Raw genomic sequence first — 20,029 nt, 5'->3', positions numbered from 1 at the left:
GTCTATGAAACACAAGATAAAGGTTCAGATTTCTGTCAAAAAACGAGAACTCCTCGGATTCAAGAAAACCGTTATAGAGACTCGTACCATCGAGGTGGATGACAAGACCTATAAGAAAATGATTAAGGAACAGAACAATCGTCCTTATACTGTGAAAGAGATGATGTTCTACGATGAGATTTTTGATGATTGGAATTAGCCTATGTTTGGTTTCGGTAAGAAGAAAAAGGTAGATAAGGCTGCATTGGTGTTTTCAGTGCCTCTGAAGAATCCGGAGAAATTGTCGGAAGAGCAGCTTTCCGAACTCACCACAGGAATGCTGATGCAGCATGCGAGGATTATCAACGACAGCGTCCGGCTGGTTTGGACTACAAAGAATTCGGACACCAGGCAAGGACGCACCGAATTGTACTTGAAACATTACGACGGGATGCTGAAACTGAAGCCGTTCTGTAACGAAGAGCAGCTGGCAATGATACAGGCAGTGGAGCAGGCTATGAGAGGTGCAAAGAGACTATGACGTGGGAAGATTTCTATGACAAATTCTATGAATGGGCTGACAGTACGCAGGTCAGGAAGATTTCGGAACTGACCACGTTTGGAAGCCATGAGCAGGTCGCAGAAGTCATCCTAATGTATGTAGATGAGAAGGCGGCATCACGTCTTGCAAAGAAGGCTCTAGCATTAGGTGTAAGGTTTACTCCAGCAGAGATTGTTGAGATGGATGGCTCGGTCAGCAAGGACTGCCTTAATGAGATGGTAAAAACTACTCTGGGAGACTTCACGCAGGAGCAGGTAGAGAGTCTGACATACAGCATAGATGATGAACTGCAGGCAGACCTCGAAAAGCGTTATTGCCATTATGAGTTTGATGACGATATGGTGGTCGAGGAACCAGAGCCTGCAAGACGGCAGAAAAAGCCGGGTAAGCTGTTCGGACTTTTCGCTCTTGCAGGTATGGCAGTGGAAGCCGGAGGACAGAAGAAGGCTCCGCGGTTCAGAGTAGGTGACCATGTAAGAGTTCGCTGGCGTGGTCAGGAAGGAACGATTATTGACATTAATGGCGGATTGTATATGGTCTCGCTGAATGACGGAAGGACGGTCGATACCTTCTCAGAGTCAGATTTGGAGAGAGTGTTGTAAAGGATATGAAACAGGAAACCATAGACAGAATACGAAAATTTACGGATGACCGGGACTGGGATCAGTTCTATACACCAGCCAATCTTGCCAAGTCCATATCTATTGAAGCGAACGAACTTCTGGAGTGCTTCCAGTGGAGCGACACAGATTATGACCTTGAGCATGTGAAAGAGGAGCTGGCGGATATAATCGTTTACTGCCATAACATACTGGATAAGCTGGAGCTGGATGTGGACGAGATCGTTAAGAGCAAGATGGCGAAGAATGAAGCCAAGTATCCGGTGGAGAAAACCAAAGGCAGCTCTGTAAAGTATGATAAGCTATAGCACCTTTTAAATATCTTCCACCTTTTAATTATCACGAGTGTGAGTAAGAAAGGAGGCTCTGTTTTTGGATGAATGTAGCAACAGAATACAGAACACAAAGCCTAGCAGGATGACTGTCGGGCAATAGAGCATATCGCAGAAATGCCGTAAACACGGGCTTTCACGGCACTATAGGCAGGGATAACTACAGAAGCCGCCGTATCAAAGACAGCGTCTTGTTAGATGGGGCCTTGGCTACACAGGGAATACTGGCTGTGGGACATATAATATGGTGTCTTGTTATAGGCGGACTGATACTGGTTTGGATAATTATAGGTGTGAAAAACCTTGGCAAGGTAAATATAATAGCTATGTCGGCCTTGTTCATTATGACTATAATACTTAGCTTTATTATTTTTAGAGGTGAAATAGCTTTTGGCAGTAGTGATGGAAGTATAAGCTTTGGTGCAGCTCTTGAATTATCTGTTGCAATGCCGCTTTCTTGGCTTCCGCTTATAAGTGATTATACAAAAGAAGCAAAGGAACCTGTGAAGGCAACTGCTGCAAGTACTATAACATGGTCTTGTCAGTGTTTGGATGTATGTTATAGGAATGAGTGCCGCATTATTTACAATGGAGTCTGATATATCACAGATTTTATTAAAGGCCAGACTGGGTATAATGGGACTTTTTATAGTTGTATTTTCTACTGTAACCACTACATTTTTGGATGTATATTCTGCCGGAGTATCTACAGAGTCTATATTTGCAAATATATCATCAAAGTGGATTGCTGTAGCTGTTACAATAATAGGAACTTTGGGAGCAATAATATTACCTATGGATGATATTACAGGATTTTTATATCTTATAGGTTCGGTGTTTGCCCCAATGATAGCAATACAAATATCGGATTTCTTTATATTCCTGTCTTTGACAGTTTCAAAACTTAAAATGCCCATGAACCCCAGTGTTTTACTCAATGTCATTAACTTAACGTTTGGAGCATACTCTTGCAAATAAGGGTATGCTCTTTTTCTTTCACTGTTACTATTATTAGCTTAAAAAGAGCATAGTTCACCAGTTTGAATCGAAATACTTATTCAGTTTAGAAACTTCACTTATGTGTATTCGAGAAATTTGCTGCAAGCTGTCCTTTAGTTCTGTGATAATGTCTATCATGCCTTATTGGCACTACATTTTTGCTTATTTCATCATACAATGCCTGTAGTAGCGCTACTTTTTTATTTCCATCTTTTTCTATAAGAATGTATATTAGGTCATTTTTCAGAAGTCCGATACTTAGGTTTCGGTTTAACTGCATTGTATGTTTATAATCATTCTTTAGGTGCTCCTGGCTACTTTCTTCTATATCACAGATTATATCTTCTGCAAGATTGCTAACATAAATAGTGCTGGTAATGTCCTGCTCAATAAGCACTGATTTTATCCCTGTGAAATTTTCGATTTTTAATCTGTCTTTCAAAACTTCATAGGCCGTCTCTATACCCCAGCGCATATGATACAGTTCTGCAAAGCATTCCTCTGGAAATTTATCTCGTGGAAGATTAGTAGCAAAAATTTCTGACTTTCCATTATCTAAACACACCTTTACAAATCTCATTGAAAAGGAATCTCTGCTCATCATGATAGTTTCTTCTTTTTTGCCAATATAATTTCTCCTTCTAGCCTTTGTTAATGTTATGTTGACATCCTCATCATTTGATTTTAATTCTTTCTGTTCAGCCTTATAGTCACTTGTTTTTAGTCTTGCTACAAAATACACTCCATCATCTATAAAATTCAAAAATGCCGGTGTCGAAGGATAACCTCTATCCATAACAACAAGATAGTGATATCTGTTTCCAATTGTATCCTTTATTCCTTTTAACTGTTCCTGGGCTACTAGCATCTCATCAAACCTTACGGTATTAATACTGCTTTCCAGAATAAAGCGATTAAGAACGTCGTAAATACATCCCAGCCCAATCTGAGCACATGGTTTTCCCCCTCTCACTGAGGCACTTCCGTATTTCTCGATGGTTTCATCAGTTGTAGGAATATTTATATCAGATCCATCTGCAGCTAAAATAAGGAATCCTTTATAGGTATATGGTTCTACCTCTTTATCCTGGTAAAAATTTTTATTATGTTCCTGATAAAGGAACTTAAATGCGTTTGGATTTAATTTCATCCTTTGCTTTAGATAACCTGGTTTAGATATTTCTGTTCCCGGATGTGTTGTTTTCATATAATTTCGCAGCTCCATTTTGAGAGTAAGACCTTTGCGATTAATCATAGAATACACTAAATCTTCTAGTGGCATCTTTCTACGTCTGACAAGAGTGTTTGTTTTGCCACCACGACATACCTCAAGAAATACATCTGAAAGAATATTATTCTGATCTTTTAATAGTCTATTCTGTGATTTTCTCACTACAGCCCTCCTATTATTTAATCCTCATCATAAACAAGACGAGGTTTCTTCTTAGCATAGGCTGCCTTCAAATATGGAATCTGCTCCTCAGTAACTGCACCCAGATTCGCTTTCACTGTCTGCACAACCTTGCAATCAATACGTTTGTTTTCAACAAGGCTGGCATAATAATACTTTTCACCTCTATATTCTTTTGTAAGTATTTTTATAAACATGCTACACCTAGTGATTTTTCTAACTACTCTTAAGTTAATGACATTGGTGTTTTACCGGCTTTCAGGGCATTTTTATTTCGTTTTAAAACTTAAAAAATAGTATTTTATTTTCCTTTACTTTGTTTTTGTATTGTCATCATTTGACTTTTTGTTATAAATTCAAAATCTGTATTAAAGTGACAAATCTCATGCAGTTTATCTGTGAGCTCTGTTCGTTTATATAGAGGTATGAAACCTTGCTATTTTATATATGCAAAATTAAAATCTTTTAAGGTCTTTAGAATCTCTTCACATGTATACTTGTGTTCTAAAAATTTTTCAAGATATCTGTAAATAATCAAGGCTAAAAAGCAGGTTAAGAAGTGAGACGTAATTCTATCAGTTCTTTGCTGCCAAATACAAATTCCAGAGTAGCAATTGACTATTTTATTTTATAGTGCTATACTTTTTGTAAATTATAACTATATAAATGAGGGAGCTTATATATAGGCTGAGAGGGAAGTGTGACTTTCGACCGTTTACCTGATTTGGATAATGCCAACGTAGGGAGATGTTTTTTTGACTTTCTTTTCAGGAGATACAGGTTCTTGTATCTCATTTTTTATTGCAAAAATTTACCTGAATATAAGTATATAAGTTTTATGGTTAAAACTTTAATTTAGGAGGGTTACTTATGAGTAAAAGTAATGTCAAAAAGACGGTTGTTTCAGATTTGTTGTTTAAAATTGTGGGAAGAGAGGTGAGAATATGATAAAAGAAATGCTTGAAAATGTCAAAAGAAAATCACCTCTGGTACATAATATAACAAATTATGTGACTGTAAATGATTGTGCAAATATACTGCTTGCATGTGGGGCAAGTCCTATAATGGCTGACGAGTTGGATGAAGTTGCAGAGATAACATCAATATGTTCAGGCCTTAATATAAATATAGGTACATTAAATAAACGAACGATTCTTTCAATGATTACGGCAGGTGAAAAGGCAAATGAATTGAATCATCCTATAGTACTTGATCCTGTGGGAGCAGGAGCATCCAAATTAAGAACGGATACTGCAAAAAAACTGCTTGAAAAGGTAAAATTCAGCGTTGTACGTGGGAATTTATCAGAGATAAAATGCCTTGCCGCAGGAAAAGGTAATACGAGGGGTGTTGATTCCGTTGATTTTATCAATGAAAAAAATCTTGATAATGTTGTTGAGTTCGCAAAGGATTTTGCATTGAAAAACTCCTGTGTAACAGTTATCACATCTGCTATTGATATAGTTACGGACGGTAAAATTGCATATTGTGTATATAACGGCGACAGTATAATGAGCAAAATTACCGGAAGCGGATGTCAGCTTTCAGCTATGACGGCAGCATATATAAGTGCAAATCCTGACAACATTTTAGAAGCCGCTTTTGCCTGTGTAAGTGCAATGGGATTATGTGGAGAAATAGCAAAGAAGCGTATGACAGATAAAGACGGTAACAGCAGCTACAGAAATTATTTAATAGATGCGGTTTATAATCTTACTCCTGATGAACTTGAAAAAGGAGCGAGGTATGAGATTAGATAAGAAATATATGCATCTTTATGCAGTTACAGACAGAGCATGGACAGAGAATAAAACTTTATATGAGCAACTAAAAGAGGCACTTGAAAGCGGTGTAACCTGTGTGCAGCTTAGAGAAAAAAGCTTGGATGAAGACAGCTTTATAGAGGAGGCAAAAAAGATATCGCAACTGTGTAAACAGTATAATATTCCATTTATTGTAAATGACAATCTGAATGTGGCTATTGCCTCAAATGCCGACGGAATACATATAGGGCAGGATGATATGGAACTTAAAGATGTCCGCAGGATTGTAGGAGAAGATATGATAATAGGAGTTTCAGTACATACGGTAGATGAGGCTGTCTCGGCACAAAGAAACGGTGCAGATTATATAGGTTTAGGTGCGGTATTTGAAACTTCTACAAAAAATGATGTAGGTATTCTCTCATATGAAACATTAAAATCAATATGTGAAGCTGTAAATATACCTAAAGTGGCAATAGGCGGAATAAATTCTAAAAACATATTAAAACTTAAAGGAAGCGGTATAGACGGTGTTGCAGTAGTCTCTGCAATATTTGGAGCCGCCGATATAAAAAAAGCGACAAAAGAACTTTACAATTTGGCAAGTGAATTAATCGAGGGGACATGATATGAAAAAAGTATTGACAATAGCCGGAAGTGATTCAAGCGGAGGGGCAGGTATACAGGCTGATATAAAAACAATGACTGCAAACAATGTATATGCAATGAGTGCCATAACGGCACTTACAGCACAGAATACTACAGGGGTAAAGGGAATTCTAAATATTGCTCCTGAATTTATAAAGAGCCAGTTGGAGATGATTTTTGATGATATTTTTCCTGATGCCATAAAAATAGGCATGGTATCTTCGCCGGAAATAGTGGAAGCTATTGAATATGAACTTCTAAAATATAAGGCGAAAAATATTGTACTTGACCCTGTAATGGTAGCTACAAGCGGATCAAATCTTGTGGAGAACAGTGCAATAAAATCAATAAAAGAAAAACTTTTTCCTCTTGCAAGAGTGATAACGCCGAATATACCTGAGGCGGAAGTACTTTCCGGTATAAGTATTAGAGATGAAAAAGACATGTTGGAGGCGGCAAAAATAATTTATGAAAATCATCATTGTGCGGTACTGTTAAAGGGGGGACACAGTATAAATGATGCCAATGATTTATTGTATGAGAATAAAAAAGCAAAGTGGTTCTTAGGAAAACGTATAGATAATAAAAATACTCACGGTACCGGATGTAGCCTTTCATCGGCAATAGCATCAAATCTTGCAAAGGGATATACACTTGAAGAATCCGTTGAAAGGGCAAAGAACTATATATCCGATGCTTTACTTGCTATGCTTGATATAGGAAAGGGGAGCGGCCCTCTAAATCATGCATTTAATATAAACGGAGAGTATGCAAAGGAGGCAGATAATGAATAAGAAAACATCAGTATTTGAAAACGGTTTGATCTGGTTTGGAGCCGCAGTATCCATAGCAGAGATTTTAACAGGTACATACTTTGCATCTTTAGGATTTTTAAAAGGCTTATTTGCCATAGTGCTTGGACATATAGTGGGTTGTATTTTACTTTTTTTGGCAGGAATGATAGGTGCAAAGACTCAAAAAAGCGCAATGGACACCGTAAAGATAAGTTTCGGAACAAAAGGTGGGATTTTCTTTGCAATATTGAACATCTTACAGCTTTTCGGTTGGACAGGTATAATGATTTATGACGGAGCCTCAGCTACTCAAGGTATACTGCCTATAGGTCATTTTATATGGTGTATTGTTATCGGAGGACTGATTTTGGTGTGGATACTTATAGGGGTTAAAAATTTAGGTAAGTTAAATGTAATTGCCATGTCGGCATTATTTTTAATGACAATAATTTTAAGCTTTATCATATTTAAAGGTGGGACAGCATTCGGTAAAGGAGATAACAGTATGAGTTTCGGTGCCGCAATGGAGCTTTCAATAGCTATGCCTCTGTCATGGTTGCCTCTTATCAGTGATTATACAAAAGAGGCAAAAGAGCCTGTTAAAGCAACTGCTGCAAGCAGTATTGTTTACGGCTTTGTAAGTATCTGGATGTACATTATAGGAATGAGTGCGGCCTTATTTACAATGGAGTCGGATATAGCCAAGATTTTACTGAAAGCCGGACTTGGCATAATGGGACTTTTTATAGTGGTACTCTCGACAGTGACTACAACATTTTTAGATGTATATTCGGCAGGAGTATCTACAGAATCAATATTCTCAAAAATAAAGTCAAAGTGGGTGGCGGTAGCTGTTACCGTAATAGGAACTTTGGGAGCAATTGTATTACCTATGGATGATATTACAGGATTTTTATATCTTATAGGGTCGGTGTTTGCACCGATGATTGCAATACAAATAGCGGATTTCTTTATATTGAAAATAAGTAATGATAAAAAAATGTTTTCAATAAAAAATATTATTATCTGGGTGACAGGCTTTATAATATACAGAATCTTGATGAAGTTTGATACACCGATAGGAAGTACAATACCAAGCATGCTTATCACAATTTTTATATCGGTTGCAGTTAGTAATGTCTTTAAAATAGATAAATAAAGATAAAAGTATAATAGAATAATGTATAAATATCAGAACAATTCCCAGTAAACAGCTAGGAATTGTTTTTTATTGGAAACATGAGAAAAATTTAACAAATATGGCTTGAATAATAAATTTAATGGTGATATTATCAGGATATAAAGAGGTTAGTAAAGCCTAACTAATTTGTTTATTTTAAAAGGAGGTACTTATGTGCTGGGATGGTTTTAAGGGAAGAAAATGGCGTGACGATATAGATGTACGTGATTTTATACAAAATAATTATACAATATACGATGGAGACGAGAGTTTCCTGGAGGGTCCTACAGAAGCTACAAACAAGCTTTGGGGTGAGCTTTCAAGACTCCAAAAAGAGGAAAGAGCTAAAGGCGGAGTTCTTGATATGGAGACTGAAGTTGTTTCGACTCTAACTGCCTATGGACCGGGATATATCAATAAAGATTTGAAAGATCTTGAAAAGGTTGTAGGACTTCAAACAGATAAACCTTTAAAGAGAGCTTTTATGCCTTTTGGTGGTATCAAGATGGCAGAGCAGGCTGCAAGTACTTACGGCTATCAGACAAATGAGAAGTTCCATAAGATATTTACAGAATATCACAGGACTCATAATCAGGCAGTGTTTGAGGCTTATACACCTGAAATGCATGCGGCAAGGCATAATAAGATAATTACAGGACTTCCTGATACATACGGTAGGGGAAGAATTGTAGGAGATTACAGAAGGGTTGCCCTCTATGGAATAGATTTTCTTATAGAAAAGAAACAGGAAGATTTGGAAAATTGTGGCGACGGTACAATGTTTGATGAAATAATCCGTCAAAGAGACGAACTTGGAATGCAGATAGAGGCTCTTAAACAGATGAAGGAAATGGCTGCAGCATACGGATTTGATATTTCAAAACCTGCAAAGGATGCAAGAGAGGCTGTACAGTGGTTATACTTCGGATACCTTTCGGCTATAAAGACACAAAACGGTGCGGCAATGAGTGTCGGAAGAATTTCAACATTTCTTGATATTTACATTGAAAGAGATTTAAAGGCAGGAAAACTTACAGAAAGTGAAGCACAGGAGTTGATAGATCACCTTGTAATGAAGTTCAGAATGGTAAAATTTGCCAGAATTCCTTCTTACAATCAGCTTTTCTCAGGCGATCCGGTTTGGGCTACACTTGAGATGGCAGGACTCGGTATGGACGGAAGGTCGATGGTTACAAAGAATGATTTCAGGTTCTTACATACACTTGAGAATATGGGACCTTCACCGGAGCCGAACCTTACCGTACTTTATTCAAGCAGACTTCCAAAGGCATTTAAAGAGTATGCATCAGCTATTTCTATAAGAACAAGCTCTGTACAGTATGAAAATGATGATGTAATGCGTCCGGTATGGGGTGATGATTATTCTATATGTTGCTGTGTATCGGCGACAGAAACAGGAAAGGAAATGCAGTTCTTCGGAGCAAGAGCAAATCTTGCAAAATGCCTACTTTATTCTATAAACGGCGGTGTGGATGCAAAGTCAAAAGAGCAGGTCGGACCGGCTTACAGACCTATAACATCTGAATACCTTGATTATGATGAGGTAATGGAGAAATATGATGTAATGATGGACTGGCTGGCAGGACTTTATGTAAATACATTAAATCTTATTCAATATATGCATGATAAGTATTATTATGAGGCTGCCGAGATGGCACTTATAGATACCGATGTCAGAAGAACATTTGCAACAGGTATTGCAGGATTTTCACATGTAGTAGATTCACTTTGTGCAATCAAATATGCCAAGGTAAAGACAATACGTGATGAAAACGGAATAGTGGTTGACTATGAGACAACAGGTGATTTCCCAAGATACGGAAATGATGATGACAGAGCCGATGATATTGCGGTATGGCTTTTAAAGACTTTCCTTAAAAAGATTAAGAAAAGACATACATACAGAAATTCGGAAGCAACAACATCCATACTTACAATTACTTCAAATGTAGTATACGGTAAGGCGACAGGAAGCATGCCTGACGGAAGAAAGGCGGGAGAGCCACTGGCTCCCGGAGCAAATCCAAGCTACGGTGCAGAAAAAAACGGCCTTTTAGCTTCACTTAATTCACTTACAAAGCTTCCGTATGAGTATGCACTTGACGGTATTTCAAATACTCAGACTATTAATCCGTCAGCTCTCGGACATGGTGAGGATGAACAAAAGAAAAACCTTACTCAGGTAATGGACGGATATTTTGATCAGGGAGCGCATCACCTCAATGTAAATGTTTTCGGTACTGAAAAACTTATAGATGCTATGGAACATCCTGAGAAGGAGGAGTATGCAAACTTCACAATAAGAGTTTCAGGATATGCCGTTAAGTTTATCGACCTCACAAGAGAGCAGCAGCTTGACGTTATCGCCAGAACATGCCACGATAAGCTATAATATAAACTGATTTGATATTTGGCTATGTGAAGTTTACTTTGCATAGCCTTTAGCTTTTGGAGGAAATATGGAAGTAAGAGGAAATATACACTCATTTGAGACATTCGGGCTGGTGGACGGTCCGGGGGTCAGATTTGTTGTATTTGTACAAGGCTGTCCTATGAGGTGTCAGTTCTGTCACAATCCGGACACCTGGTCTACAAAGGAAAATCAGATATTCAGTGCTCAGGAAGTGTTTGACAAGGCAATAAGATATAAGCCGTATTGGAAGGACAACGGCGGGATTACCGTAAGTGGTGGAGAACCCTTACTACAGATAGATTTTGTAATAGAGCTTTTTAAACTGTGTAAAGAAAATGGAGTAAATACCTGTCTTGATACTGCCGGAGGACCTTTCAGTAAAGATTCAAAGTTTTTTGAAAAGTTCAAGATTTTAATGCAATATACGGATCTTATTATGCTTGATATAAAGGAGATAAATAACAAAAGACATGAAATTATAACAGGTATGAAAAACGATCATATTCTTGAAATGGCAAAAACAATGGACGAAATGGGAAAAAGGATGTGGATTCGTCATGTTTTGGTACCTGAAAGAAGTGATTATGATGAGGATCTTATTAAACTTAAGGAATTTATTTCTTCTTTAAAAAATTTGGAGAAGGTGGAAGTATTGCCATACCACACATTGGGAAGACATAAATGGGATAATCTGGGAATTGAGTATAAGCTTGAAGGTATTGATCCGCCTACGAAGGAAAGGATAGAAAATGCCAACAGGATACTTGATACGAAAAAATATAACTAAATAAAAAGCGACTTTCCGCGTTATCACAGATCGTCGCTTTTTTTGCCTGTACAGACTTTTGATGTTGTTTTTCTTTCAATAAGCTTTGCATGAAGTAAAAAAGTACTGATTGGTATATTGCTTAAAAGACTTGAGAGGGCAAAGAATCCGCTTTTTCCAAGCTCTATTCTGTCCTGTTTTATTGTAGTAAGGGGCGGTGATGTGTACGCCGCTATAGGCAAATCATCAAATCCGATAATACTTATATCTTCAGGAACTTTATAGCCAAGCTGCTCGCACTGAGTTATTGATGCGGCTGCAATATTATCATGGCTGCAGATTATAGCAGTCATTCCGGCTTCCAAAAATCTTGGTAGATGCTTTTCTATACACTCAGACAGATAGTAAGAACAGCCTGTGTTTTCAGGTGTAGTTTTATAACCATGACTATGCATAGCATGTAAAAAAGCCGCATGTCTCATTTGAAGTACATAGGATCCGAGTGAACCGCTAAGATAAGCTATTTTTTTATGACCGAGATTTGTAAGATGATCAAGAATCAGCTCCATTCCTTCACTATTGTCAATGCCGACATAGGCGGTAGACGGATTACCGGTAACATAGTTGTCAAAAAGTACGGCAGGAGTATGACTGTCTTTAAAATCATTAATCCAAGGATCATGTAGTGAGAATCCCAGTACAAATGAACCTGCATAATCATGTTCAAGCATAAAGATATCATATGTCGTATTTTTTTGAAAATCGGTATCAACAGGCACTGTTTCCACCTCAAAGCCTGCAGGCTCTGCAAGCTGACGAAAACCGATGATAATATCATAAGCAAAGTGATGTGGTTCCAAATACTCTATATTTTCTCTTTCTATTAAAATACAGATTTTTTTAATCGGCTTTTTATATCGCCTCAATTTTGTATAATCCAATGCAACAGCAGTTTCAAGAACTTGTTTGCGTAAAGTTTCGCTAACATCAGGTGCATCATTTAATGCCTTTGACACAGTACTCTTGGAAATGCCTAATTTATCAGCAATATCCTGTATTGTGGTCATAATTTAATATCCTTTCATATAAAAGAAAATCATTTTTATATTATTATATAGAATAAAATGGTAAAAAGCAACAAAGAACATAATATGGCATTTTTCAAGAATTTTGGAAACAAAACGAAATTTCTTGAATACTGTATACAGCTTTATTTTCGGGCTTTAAAAACATAAAGAAAATATGAAAATTTATTGACTGGGAATTAAAAAAGATATATATTTACATTAACGAAACAATACGAAAATTCAATCAGGAGGTAGTAAGATTATGGTAGGAAGTCTTAAAAGATTTCTAACAGGAATCATGGCTTTGACTCTGGGAGTAGGGCTGACCGCATGTGCCGGCAGTAAAAGCTCAGCCGGAGTAGAGAAAGTCAGACTGATGGTATGGTCACCGTCTGAAGATCAGTCAAAAGACAGTGGTGAGTGGCTTCAGACAATGTGCAAAAAATTTGCAAGCGAACATCCGGAGTGGGATATAACATTTGTCTATGGTGTTGCGGATGAGGCCACAGCTACAGACCAGGTGTCACAGGACCCGGAAGCAAGTGCAGATGTATTTATGTATGCAAACGATCATTTGACTAATCTTATAGATGCAAAAGCTATAGTAAAGTTTGGCGGTAAGTATAAAGAAGAAATAGAGTCAACAAATTCAAAAGAGCTTTTGAATTCACTGACAGTAGATAATGAGATCTACGGTGTACCTTTTACAACAAATACATGGTATATGTTCTATGACAAATCGGTATTTTCTGATGATGATGTAAAAAATCTTGATACAATGTTAAATAAAGGAACGGTGTCTTTTCCTTTAGGAAATTCGTGGTATCTCCCTGCATTCTATCTTGGAAACGGATGTACATTGTTCGGAAATGAAAACGATGAGTCAAAGGGTGTTGACTTCGGAGGCGACAAGGCTGTAGATGTTACAAATTATGTTATAGATCTTGCAGCAAATCCTAATTTCAAAATTGATGCTGACGGTTCGGCACTTGCGGGACTACGTGACGGCAGCGTAAGTGCAATGTTTACAGGTTCATGGGATGCAAATGCCATCAAAGAAGCACTTGGAGATAAGATGGGTGTTACTTCACTTCCTACCTTCAATATAAACGGTGAACAAAAGCAGATGCTTGCATATGCAGGTTCAAAAGCAATAGGTGTAAATGCACACAGTGAACATATGGAACAGGCGGTTGCACTTGCAGTATATCTTGGAAGTGAGGAAGCGCAAAAATCTCACTATGAGCTTAGAAACGTTATCCCATGTAATACAGAACTTTTAAAAGAACCTGAGATTGCCGCAGATGCACTTGTTGAGGCACAGAATAATACTTTTAACAGTACTTCAATACTTCAGCCTTTCGTAGCGGCTATGAGCAATTGTTGGAGTCCGGTTGAGAACATGGGTAAGGGAATAAGAAATAAGAGCGTGACACATGATAATGCCAAAGAACAGACAGAAGCAATGAATGCTGCAATGAACAGTAACGGATTAAATTAAGGGGTAAATGTTATGGGTTTATTTAAAAAAAGAGTTAATGAATTTCCGACTCCATACACTTGCACCAATGCAATAAAAGAGGGCGGATTATCAACGAAGCTTTCCATGATCCTTATGGGATTCGGAAATATAGTAAACGGACAGGTTATAAAAGGACTTATATATCTTTTTATAGAGATCGCATATCTTGTCTTTATGTTTGTAAACGGAATCGGCTTTATAGCGGGTCTACGAACACTTGGAAGCGTAGAGCAGCAGGAAGTATGGGATGAGGCAAAGCAGATTTACACCTATACAAAGGGCGACCAGTCCATACTTATATTGCTGTACGGTGTGGCCGCAATTTTGATTACCGTTCTTATGGTAGTTATCTGGAGAGGTACATTAAAGAGCGCATACAAAGCTGAATGTCTTCGCAAAGAGGGTAAACATGTAAATAACTTTGCAGAGGATCTGAAAACACTTTTAAATGAAAATTTGTATCGTTTGTTTATGACTCCGCCTACAGCATTTGTATTTATATTTACAATACTTCCTTTAGTATTTATGATCTGTATGGCATTTACAAACTACAGCCGTATAGACAACCATTTAATGCTGTTTGATTGGGTTGGACTTGATAATTTCAAGACTTTGTTTGATTCAAAAAGTATTCTTGGAAGTACATTCTGGTCGGTGCTTGCATGGACAGTTATCTGGGCATTCTTTGCAACATTCAGTAACTATATTTTCGGAATGATTTTATCACTACTTATAAACAGAAAAGGAACAAGAGCAAAGGGATTTTGGAGATTTTGCTTCGTGCTTTCATGTGCGGTTCCTATGTTCGTATCACTTCTTATCATGCGTACAATGTTACAGCCTGAAGGTGCACTAAATGTACTTCTCAGAAACTTGGGACTTATAGCAAGTGATAAGAGTCTTCCTTTCTTTACTGATCCTACTTGGGCAAGAGTGACCGTTATCATCATAAATATCTGGGTAGGCGTACCGTATACCTTACTTCAGCTTACAGGTGTATTGCAAAATATCCCTGAGGATCTTTATGAGGCGGCAAGAGTTGACGGGGCAAATGCAATACAGACATTTACAAAGATTACATTACCTTACATGCTCTATGTTACAACACCTTATTTGATAGTTACATTTACAGGTAATATCAACAACTTCAATGTTATCTATCTCTTGTCGGGAGGAGATCCTGTTACAGACCTCTCTTCAACAGCAGGTAAGACAGACCTTTTGGTTACATGGCTTTATAAGTTGACAATTGACAAACAGTATTACAATATCGGTGCGGTTATCGGTATTATGACATTTGTTATTTTGGCAATCGGTGCACTGTTCACTTACAGAAACAGTAAATCATATAAGGAAGAGGGAGGATTCTAATTATGGCAAAGCAATTTCAATCTGCAAAGAAAAAGAGAATGATAAACAATACTGTTGTACATATCGTTCTTGCTATATTGGCAGTTATTTGGCTTTTCCCTATATTCTGGGTAGTTTTAACAAGCTTCAGAGCGGAAAAGGGATCATATGTATCAACCTTCTTGCCAAAGGCGTTTACACTTGACAACTATGCAAAGCTGTTTAGTGATACAACTATATTAAACTTCCCGCAGATGTTTATGAACACCTTGTTTATCGCAATATGTTCATGTATATTGTCGGCATTTTATGTACTTGCAGTTTCATACTGCCTTTCAAGAATAAAGTTTAAACTCAGAAAGCCTTATATGAACATGGCAATGGTACTAGGACTCTTCCCGGGATTCATGTCAATGATTGCTGTGTACTTTATATTAAAGGCAATGGGACTTACTGAGGGAAATCTTATTAAATTGGCACTTATTCTATGTTACTCCGGAGGTGCAGGGCTTGGATTCCAGATTGCAAAGGGATTTTTTGATACAATTCCTGCAGCGATAGATGAGGCGGCACTTTTGGACGGATGTACCAGATGGCAGATTTTTTATAAGATTACATTACCGCTTAGTAAACCTATTATTGTATATACTGTCTTAACATCATTTATGGGACCATGGCTTGACTTTATCTTTGCGAGAGTTATATGCAGAGCAAACTCCGATCAGTATACGATAGCTATAGGACTTTGGAAGATGCTTGAAAAAGAATATATCGACAGCTGGTACACAAGCTTTGCTGCCGGAGCGGTGCTTATTTCCATTCCGATTGCACTCTTATTCTTATTCATGCAGAAGTACTATGTAGACGGTATTTCAGGTGCTGTTAAGGGATAATAATGGAAAATATAATTGAACTTAAAAAATATTACTCATCAAAGGAGTTTCTTGATAACTATATTTATGAGGGAAACGACATTGGTGTGGAATGTAATGAAAACGGGACCACATTTAAACTGTGGTCACCGGGTGCAAAGAGTGTAGTACTAAATCTTTATGAAGACGGTGACGGCGGCAAGGCGTATGAGCAGATTCCTATGGAAAAAGGGGATAAGGGAGTTTGGAGCTTTCACTCACACAAAGAACTTCATAAAGTGTACTATGATTATTTGATAAAAAGAGACTCTAAAGACGTTTTAACTGCCGACCCGTATGCAAAAGCCTGCGGAGTCAATGGTATCAGAAGTATGGCGGTAAACCTAAAAAAAACCGACCCTAAAGATTGGAGAAATGATAAGGCACCGAAAAAAGATAAAGAACGAGTTGTATATGAGCTTCATGTAAAAGAGTTTTCTTATGATAAGTCGGGAGGTTTCCCTTTAGAGTACCGCGGAAAGTATAAAGCTTTTACCTGCAAGCATACAACATTAAATAATGACGGTATTCATCCTACAGGACTTGATTATCTGAAAGAACTCGGTGTGACACATATTCAAATAATGCCGATGTATGATTACGGTTCTGTGGATGAAACTAAAGATGAGGGCTTCAACTGGGGATATGACCCTGTAAATTATAATGTACCTGAGGGCTCATATTCTACAGATGCTTTTCACGGTGAGGTTCGTATCACCGAAATAAAGGAGATGATACAATCGATCCACGAAGCCGGATTTGGCGTGATTATGGATGTTGTATACAATCATACTTACTCTCTTGATTCGTGGTTTCAAAGAACTTTGCCTTGGTATTTTTACAGAGCATTCAGTGACGGTAAGGTATCTGACGGCTCTGCCTGCGGCAATGATGTGGCAAGTGAAAGAGCCATGTGTTCAAAATATATCTTGGAGTCCGTACTTTATTGGGCAAGAGAATATCATATTGACGGATTTCGCTTTGATTTGATGGGACTTCTGGATACCGATTTGATGAACAATATCAGGAAAGAACTTGATATCATATATGGTAAGGGCGAAAAGATAATCTATGGTGAGCCTTGGTCTGCAACGGACACCGCCATAGAGTACAATAAAAAGGTTGCCAACAAAGACAATATAGCTCTTTTAGATGAAAATATAGGAGCATTTTGTGACAACACAAGAGATTCTATAAAGGGCTCGGCACTCAGACCTAAGGAAGCCGGATTTGTAAATGGCGGCATGGGTAAAGAGGACGATATACTCGCAAGTGTAAGTGCATGGTGTGACCCGAAGTACAATAAAGAGTTTGAAGGTGTGAAATCACCTTCGCAGATAGTTTCATATGTTTCGGCACATGACAATCAGACACTGTGGGATAAACTGAGTGATACAGCCGGTAAAGACGAGGTGATGAGATTAAACAAGCTGGCAGCCGCAATTTATATGACTTGTCAGGGTACTTTGTTTTTCTTATCGGGCGAGGAATTCGGCAGAACAAAGGGCGGACTTGACAACACCTACAATATGCCTATTGAGATAAACAAACTTGACTGGGAACTTGCATATAAGAATAAGAACCTTGTCGACTACTATAAAGGTCTGATTGAACTCAGAAAACAAATTTCGGGGCTTTGTGATAAGTCTGAAAACAGCTACAAGCACATTACCGATATGTGGAAGCAAAAGCAGGTTGTAGGATTTAGTGTAAACAATGATAAGGATTCTTTGTGGAGTCAGGTCAAAGTAATTTATAATGCTTCAAATAAGGACTTTGAAGTTGAGTCTTTGGATAAAGGCTTTGAAGTACTTTGTGACGGCAATGACAGTATGCTTTGGAAAAAGAATATAAATGTAAAGGCTCCTATAAAAGTAGGAAAACAAAGTGTATTGATACTTGGTAAGAAAAACATAAAGGAGATATAATGGAATTTACCGGTGTATACCATAGAACATCAGAACAGATGAGTTATCCTCTTGATAAGGACAGACTCATTATAAATTTAAAAACAGGATATGATGTTAAGCAGGTCTTTATCCACTATGGTGATCCGTTTGAAGCCGGAATACTTGGCGGAAACGAGAAGTGGACCGGAAAAAGAGAAGAGATAGTCTATAAAAAGCGATTGTCAAATCATTTGTGGTGGACTACAACTCTTACTCCGATATACAAAAGATGTAAGTATTTTTTTGAACTGCATACAAATGACAGTGTCTGGTATTATTTTGAAGACGGATTTTTAACTAAGGAACAGTTCCATATGGACGGAAGAATGCTGCAATGCTTCATTATGCCGTGGATGAATCCGTCGGATATAAATGTTACACCTGCATGGGTAAATGACACTATTTGGTATCAGATATTCCCTGACAGATTTTGTAACGGTACTCCTGAGAAAAATACAGAAGATATTCTGCCTTGGAGAGATCATGGAAGTGTTACCAATTATGAGAAATTCGGTGGAAATTTGGAAGGAATCAGGAGTAAACTTGATTACCTGCAAAACCTTGGAATAACAGGTATTTATCTGAATCCTATAATGGAAGCCGAATCTAATCATAAGTACGATACAACAGATTATACAAAGATAGATCCTTCTTTTGGAGATATTGATACCATGAAAGCACTTTGCAAAGAGGCTCATAATAAGGGTATTCGTATTATGGTGGATGCGGTATTTAATCACTCCGGAAGAAAATTTAAGCCATGGATTGATGTGCTTGAAAACGGGAAATCTTCAAAGTATGCAGACTGGTTCATGGTGGAAAACTGGGCAGACATTGCAAAAAGAGGAGATACAAGGGATAAAAGGTATTACACTTTTGCTTTTACGGACGGTATGCCGAAACTTAACACCAACAATGATGAGGTTATAAACTATTTTTGTAAAATCTGTGAAGATTGGATAAGAGAGTTTGATATAGACGGTATTCGTTTTGATGTTGGTAATGAGGTATCACACAGGTTTTTGAAAAAAATCAGAGAGCATCTAAAGGCTATAAAGCCTGGTATTTACCTGCTTGGAGAAATCTGGCATGATGCAATACAGTGGCTTCAGGGAGATGAATACGACTCTGTGATGAATTATCCTCTGCTTAGCGGAATTCATGATTTTTTCCTTGATAAGACAATGAAAAAGCATGAGTTTGAGTATATGGTCAACCGCTGTTATACAATGTATATGCAGCAGAGTAATAATGTATTATTCAATCTGCTTGATTCGCATGACACGGAAAGACTTATAAACAGATTCCATGATTTGGATAAGTTTTATCAGCAGCTTGCAATTCTTTTCACACTTCCGGGAAGTCCTTGTATCTACTACGGTACGGAGATAGCCATGGAAGGTGCACATGATCCGGATTGCAGGAGATGTATGCCGTGGAGTGAGATTGACAGCATTGAAAATGTAGAAAAAATTGCTACAATGAGAAGTCTTATAATGTTAAGGCGTAATGAGAAAATGTGTAGGATTCCACATTTCCACTTTCCACATAACTATGATAATGACAGATGTGTGGAATATATCAAGATTGATGAAGACGGAAACAGTATGGAAGTCTTAATAAATGCTTCGGAAAGTCCGATCAAAATAGATATGGGGAAAGAGATTTTATTTTCACGAAAGTTTGACGGAGAAGTACTTGAAGCAAACGGAACTTTAATCCGTAGGATTTGAAAAAAGGAG

18 protein-coding genes, 2 pseudogenes and 1 riboswitch are annotated in these 20,029 nt (G+C 37.7%); of the genes and pseudogenes, 16 read left to right on the top strand and 4 right to left on the bottom strand.

Annotated features, from left to right (window positions below):
• The first annotated feature begins 4 nt into the window (after positions 1-4).
• From HMPREF1135_RS03760 to HMPREF1135_RS14420, 5 genes and pseudogenes are all read left to right on the top strand, one after another.
• A complete protein-coding gene (locus tag HMPREF1135_RS03760; RefSeq protein WP_007592164.1) occupies positions 5-199 on the top strand; it encodes a hypothetical protein in 195 nt (64 codons plus the stop codon).
• A 3-nt stretch (positions 200-202) separates the two neighbouring features.
• Positions 203-520: a hypothetical protein gene (locus HMPREF1135_RS03755; RefSeq protein WP_007592161.1), complete on the top strand. Its 318-nt coding sequence runs from the start codon at positions 203-205 to the stop codon at positions 518-520.
• A gap of 200 nt (positions 521-720) precedes the next feature.
• Entirely contained in the window at positions 721-1,143 is a 423-nt protein-coding gene (locus tag HMPREF1135_RS03750; protein WP_156804099.1) for a hypothetical protein, read from the top strand.
• A 5-nt stretch (positions 1,144-1,148) separates the two neighbouring features.
• Positions 1,149-1,469, top strand: coding sequence for a nucleotide pyrophosphohydrolase (locus HMPREF1135_RS03745; protein ID WP_007592156.1), 321 nt, complete (start codon positions 1,149-1,151; stop codon positions 1,467-1,469).
• Between the two features lie 212 nt (positions 1,470-1,681).
• A pseudogene (locus HMPREF1135_RS14420) lies at positions 1,682-2,372 on the top strand (putative hydroxymethylpyrimidine transporter CytX); the annotation flags it as partial.
• A gap of 193 nt (positions 2,373-2,565) precedes the next feature.
• On the opposite strand, the gene HMPREF1135_RS03735 reads toward HMPREF1135_RS14420, so the two are convergent.
• The 3 genes and pseudogenes from HMPREF1135_RS03735 to HMPREF1135_RS14415 form a co-directional block, all read right to left on the bottom strand.
• Positions 2,566-3,885, bottom strand: coding sequence for an IS4 family transposase (locus tag HMPREF1135_RS03735; RefSeq protein ID WP_007592150.1), 1,320 nt, complete (start codon positions 3,883-3,885; stop codon positions 2,566-2,568).
• Positions 3,886-3,902: 17 nt separating this feature from the next.
• A complete protein-coding gene (locus HMPREF1135_RS03730) occupies positions 3,903-4,100 on the bottom strand; it encodes a hypothetical protein (protein WP_007592148.1) in 198 nt (65 codons plus the stop codon).
• A 104-nt stretch (positions 4,101-4,204) separates the two neighbouring features.
• A pseudogene (locus HMPREF1135_RS14415) lies at positions 4,205-4,477 on the bottom strand (IS1634 family transposase); the annotation flags it as partial.
• Between the two features lie 84 nt (positions 4,478-4,561).
• A riboswitch (TPP riboswitch) is annotated at positions 4,562-4,667 on the top strand.
• A gap of 180 nt (positions 4,668-4,847) precedes the next feature.
• Between HMPREF1135_RS14415 and thiM the strand changes: the two are divergent.
• From thiM to pflA, 6 genes are all read left to right on the top strand, one after another.
• Positions 4,848-5,663 (top strand): hydroxyethylthiazole kinase, encoded by an 816-nt coding sequence (thiM, locus tag HMPREF1135_RS03725; protein ID WP_007592146.1) that lies wholly within the window; start codon positions 4,848-4,850, stop codon positions 5,661-5,663.
• A complete protein-coding gene (thiE, locus tag HMPREF1135_RS03720) occupies positions 5,650-6,294 on the top strand; it encodes a thiamine phosphate synthase (RefSeq protein WP_007592143.1) in 645 nt (214 codons plus the stop codon). Before thiM ends, thiE begins: the two co-directional genes overlap by 14 nt.
• A 1-nt stretch (position 6,295) precedes the next feature.
• Positions 6,296-7,108 (top strand): bifunctional hydroxymethylpyrimidine kinase/phosphomethylpyrimidine kinase, encoded by an 813-nt coding sequence (gene thiD / locus HMPREF1135_RS03715; protein WP_007592141.1) that lies wholly within the window; start codon positions 6,296-6,298, stop codon positions 7,106-7,108.
• A complete protein-coding gene (gene cytX / locus HMPREF1135_RS03710) occupies positions 7,101-8,267 on the top strand; it encodes a putative hydroxymethylpyrimidine transporter CytX (RefSeq protein WP_007592140.1) in 1,167 nt (388 codons plus the stop codon). Before thiD ends, cytX begins: the two co-directional genes overlap by 8 nt.
• A gap of 193 nt (positions 8,268-8,460) precedes the next feature.
• Entirely contained in the window at positions 8,461-10,701 is a 2,241-nt protein-coding gene (pflB, locus tag HMPREF1135_RS03705) for a formate C-acetyltransferase (RefSeq protein WP_007592138.1), read from the top strand.
• Between the two features lie 67 nt (positions 10,702-10,768).
• Positions 10,769-11,509 carry a pyruvate formate-lyase-activating protein gene (pflA, locus tag HMPREF1135_RS03700; RefSeq protein WP_007592135.1) on the top strand — a complete coding sequence of 247 codons (741 nt, stop codon included), beginning with the start codon at positions 10,769-10,771 and terminating at the stop codon, positions 11,507-11,509.
• Between the two features lie 23 nt (positions 11,510-11,532).
• On the opposite strand, the gene HMPREF1135_RS03695 is transcribed toward pflA, so the two are convergent.
• On the bottom strand, positions 11,533-12,555 hold the full coding sequence (locus HMPREF1135_RS03695) for a LacI family DNA-binding transcriptional regulator (protein ID WP_007592133.1): 1,023 nt from the start codon (positions 12,553-12,555) through the stop codon (positions 11,533-11,535).
• Between the two features lie 262 nt (positions 12,556-12,817).
• Here HMPREF1135_RS03695 and HMPREF1135_RS03690 point away from each other — a divergent pair, with 262 nt between their 5' ends.
• The 5 genes from HMPREF1135_RS03690 to HMPREF1135_RS03670 are packed head-to-tail and all read left to right on the top strand — an operon-like array spanning position 12,818 to position 20,020.
• The gene (locus tag HMPREF1135_RS03690) at positions 12,818-14,056 is read left to right on the top strand and encodes an extracellular solute-binding protein (protein WP_007592131.1); all 1,239 of its coding nucleotides are present in this window, start codon (positions 12,818-12,820) and stop codon (positions 14,054-14,056) included.
• A gap of 12 nt (positions 14,057-14,068) precedes the next feature.
• A complete protein-coding gene (locus HMPREF1135_RS03685; protein ID WP_007592128.1) occupies positions 14,069-15,448 on the top strand; it encodes a carbohydrate ABC transporter permease in 1,380 nt (459 codons plus the stop codon).
• Positions 15,449-15,450: 2 nt separating this feature from the next.
• Entirely contained in the window at positions 15,451-16,320 is an 870-nt protein-coding gene (locus HMPREF1135_RS03680; protein ID WP_007592126.1) for a sugar ABC transporter permease, read from the top strand.
• Between the two features lie 2 nt (positions 16,321-16,322).
• On the top strand, positions 16,323-18,266 hold the full coding sequence (gene pulA, locus HMPREF1135_RS03675) for a type I pullulanase (RefSeq protein ID WP_007592123.1): 1,944 nt from the start codon (positions 16,323-16,325) through the stop codon (positions 18,264-18,266).
• Positions 18,266-20,020, top strand: coding sequence for a glycoside hydrolase family 13 protein (locus HMPREF1135_RS03670; RefSeq protein ID WP_007592121.1), 1,755 nt, complete (start codon positions 18,266-18,268; stop codon positions 20,018-20,020). Before pulA ends, HMPREF1135_RS03670 begins: the two co-directional genes overlap by 1 nt.
• Positions 20,021-20,029 lie beyond the last annotated feature (9 nt).

It is taken from the genome of Lachnoanaerobaculum sp. OBRC5-5 (genome assembly GCF_000296385.1).
Taxonomy (GTDB): domain Bacteria; phylum Bacillota; class Clostridia; order Lachnospirales; family Lachnospiraceae; genus Lachnoanaerobaculum.
This window is presented reverse-complemented; position numbering and strand designations above follow the sequence as displayed.

Excerpts from the sequence above, each read along its gene's own strand:
- HMPREF1135_RS03690 (WP_007592131.1), top strand. The coding sequence starts at position 12,818 with ATGGTAGGAAGTCTTAAAAGATTTCTAACAGGAATCATGGCTTTGACT.
- HMPREF1135_RS03670 (WP_007592121.1), top strand. The coding sequence starts at position 18,266 with ATGGAATTTACCGGTGTATACCATAGAACATCAGAACAGATGAGTTAT.
- pflA (WP_007592135.1), top strand. The coding sequence starts at position 10,769 with ATGGAAGTAAGAGGAAATATACACTCATTTGAGACATTCGGGCTGGTG.
- thiD (WP_007592141.1), top strand. The coding sequence starts at position 6,296 with ATGAAAAAAGTATTGACAATAGCCGGAAGTGATTCAAGCGGAGGGGCA.
- HMPREF1135_RS03730 (WP_007592148.1), bottom strand. The coding sequence starts at position 4,100 with ATGTTTATAAAAATACTTACAAAAGAATATAGAGGTGAAAAGTATTAT.
- HMPREF1135_RS03745 (WP_007592156.1), top strand. The coding sequence starts at position 1,149 with ATGAAACAGGAAACCATAGACAGAATACGAAAATTTACGGATGACCGG.
- thiM (WP_007592146.1), top strand. The coding sequence starts at position 4,848 with ATGATAAAAGAAATGCTTGAAAATGTCAAAAGAAAATCACCTCTGGTA.
- HMPREF1135_RS03680 (WP_007592126.1), top strand. The coding sequence starts at position 15,451 with ATGGCAAAGCAATTTCAATCTGCAAAGAAAAAGAGAATGATAAACAAT.
- pflB (WP_007592138.1), top strand. The coding sequence starts at position 8,461 with ATGTGCTGGGATGGTTTTAAGGGAAGAAAATGGCGTGACGATATAGAT.
- HMPREF1135_RS03760 (WP_007592164.1), top strand. The coding sequence starts at position 5 with ATGAAACACAAGATAAAGGTTCAGATTTCTGTCAAAAAACGAGAACTC.
- HMPREF1135_RS03755 (WP_007592161.1), top strand. The coding sequence starts at position 203 with ATGTTTGGTTTCGGTAAGAAGAAAAAGGTAGATAAGGCTGCATTGGTG.
- HMPREF1135_RS03695 (WP_007592133.1), bottom strand. The coding sequence starts at position 12,555 with ATGACCACAATACAGGATATTGCTGATAAATTAGGCATTTCCAAGAGT.
- HMPREF1135_RS03685 (WP_007592128.1), top strand. The coding sequence starts at position 14,069 with ATGGGTTTATTTAAAAAAAGAGTTAATGAATTTCCGACTCCATACACT.
- HMPREF1135_RS03750 (WP_156804099.1), top strand. The coding sequence starts at position 721 with ATGGATGGCTCGGTCAGCAAGGACTGCCTTAATGAGATGGTAAAAACT.
- thiE (WP_007592143.1), top strand. The coding sequence starts at position 5,650 with ATGAGATTAGATAAGAAATATATGCATCTTTATGCAGTTACAGACAGA.
- pulA (WP_007592123.1), top strand. The coding sequence starts at position 16,323 with ATGGAAAATATAATTGAACTTAAAAAATATTACTCATCAAAGGAGTTT.
- cytX (WP_007592140.1), top strand. The coding sequence starts at position 7,101 with ATGAATAAGAAAACATCAGTATTTGAAAACGGTTTGATCTGGTTTGGA.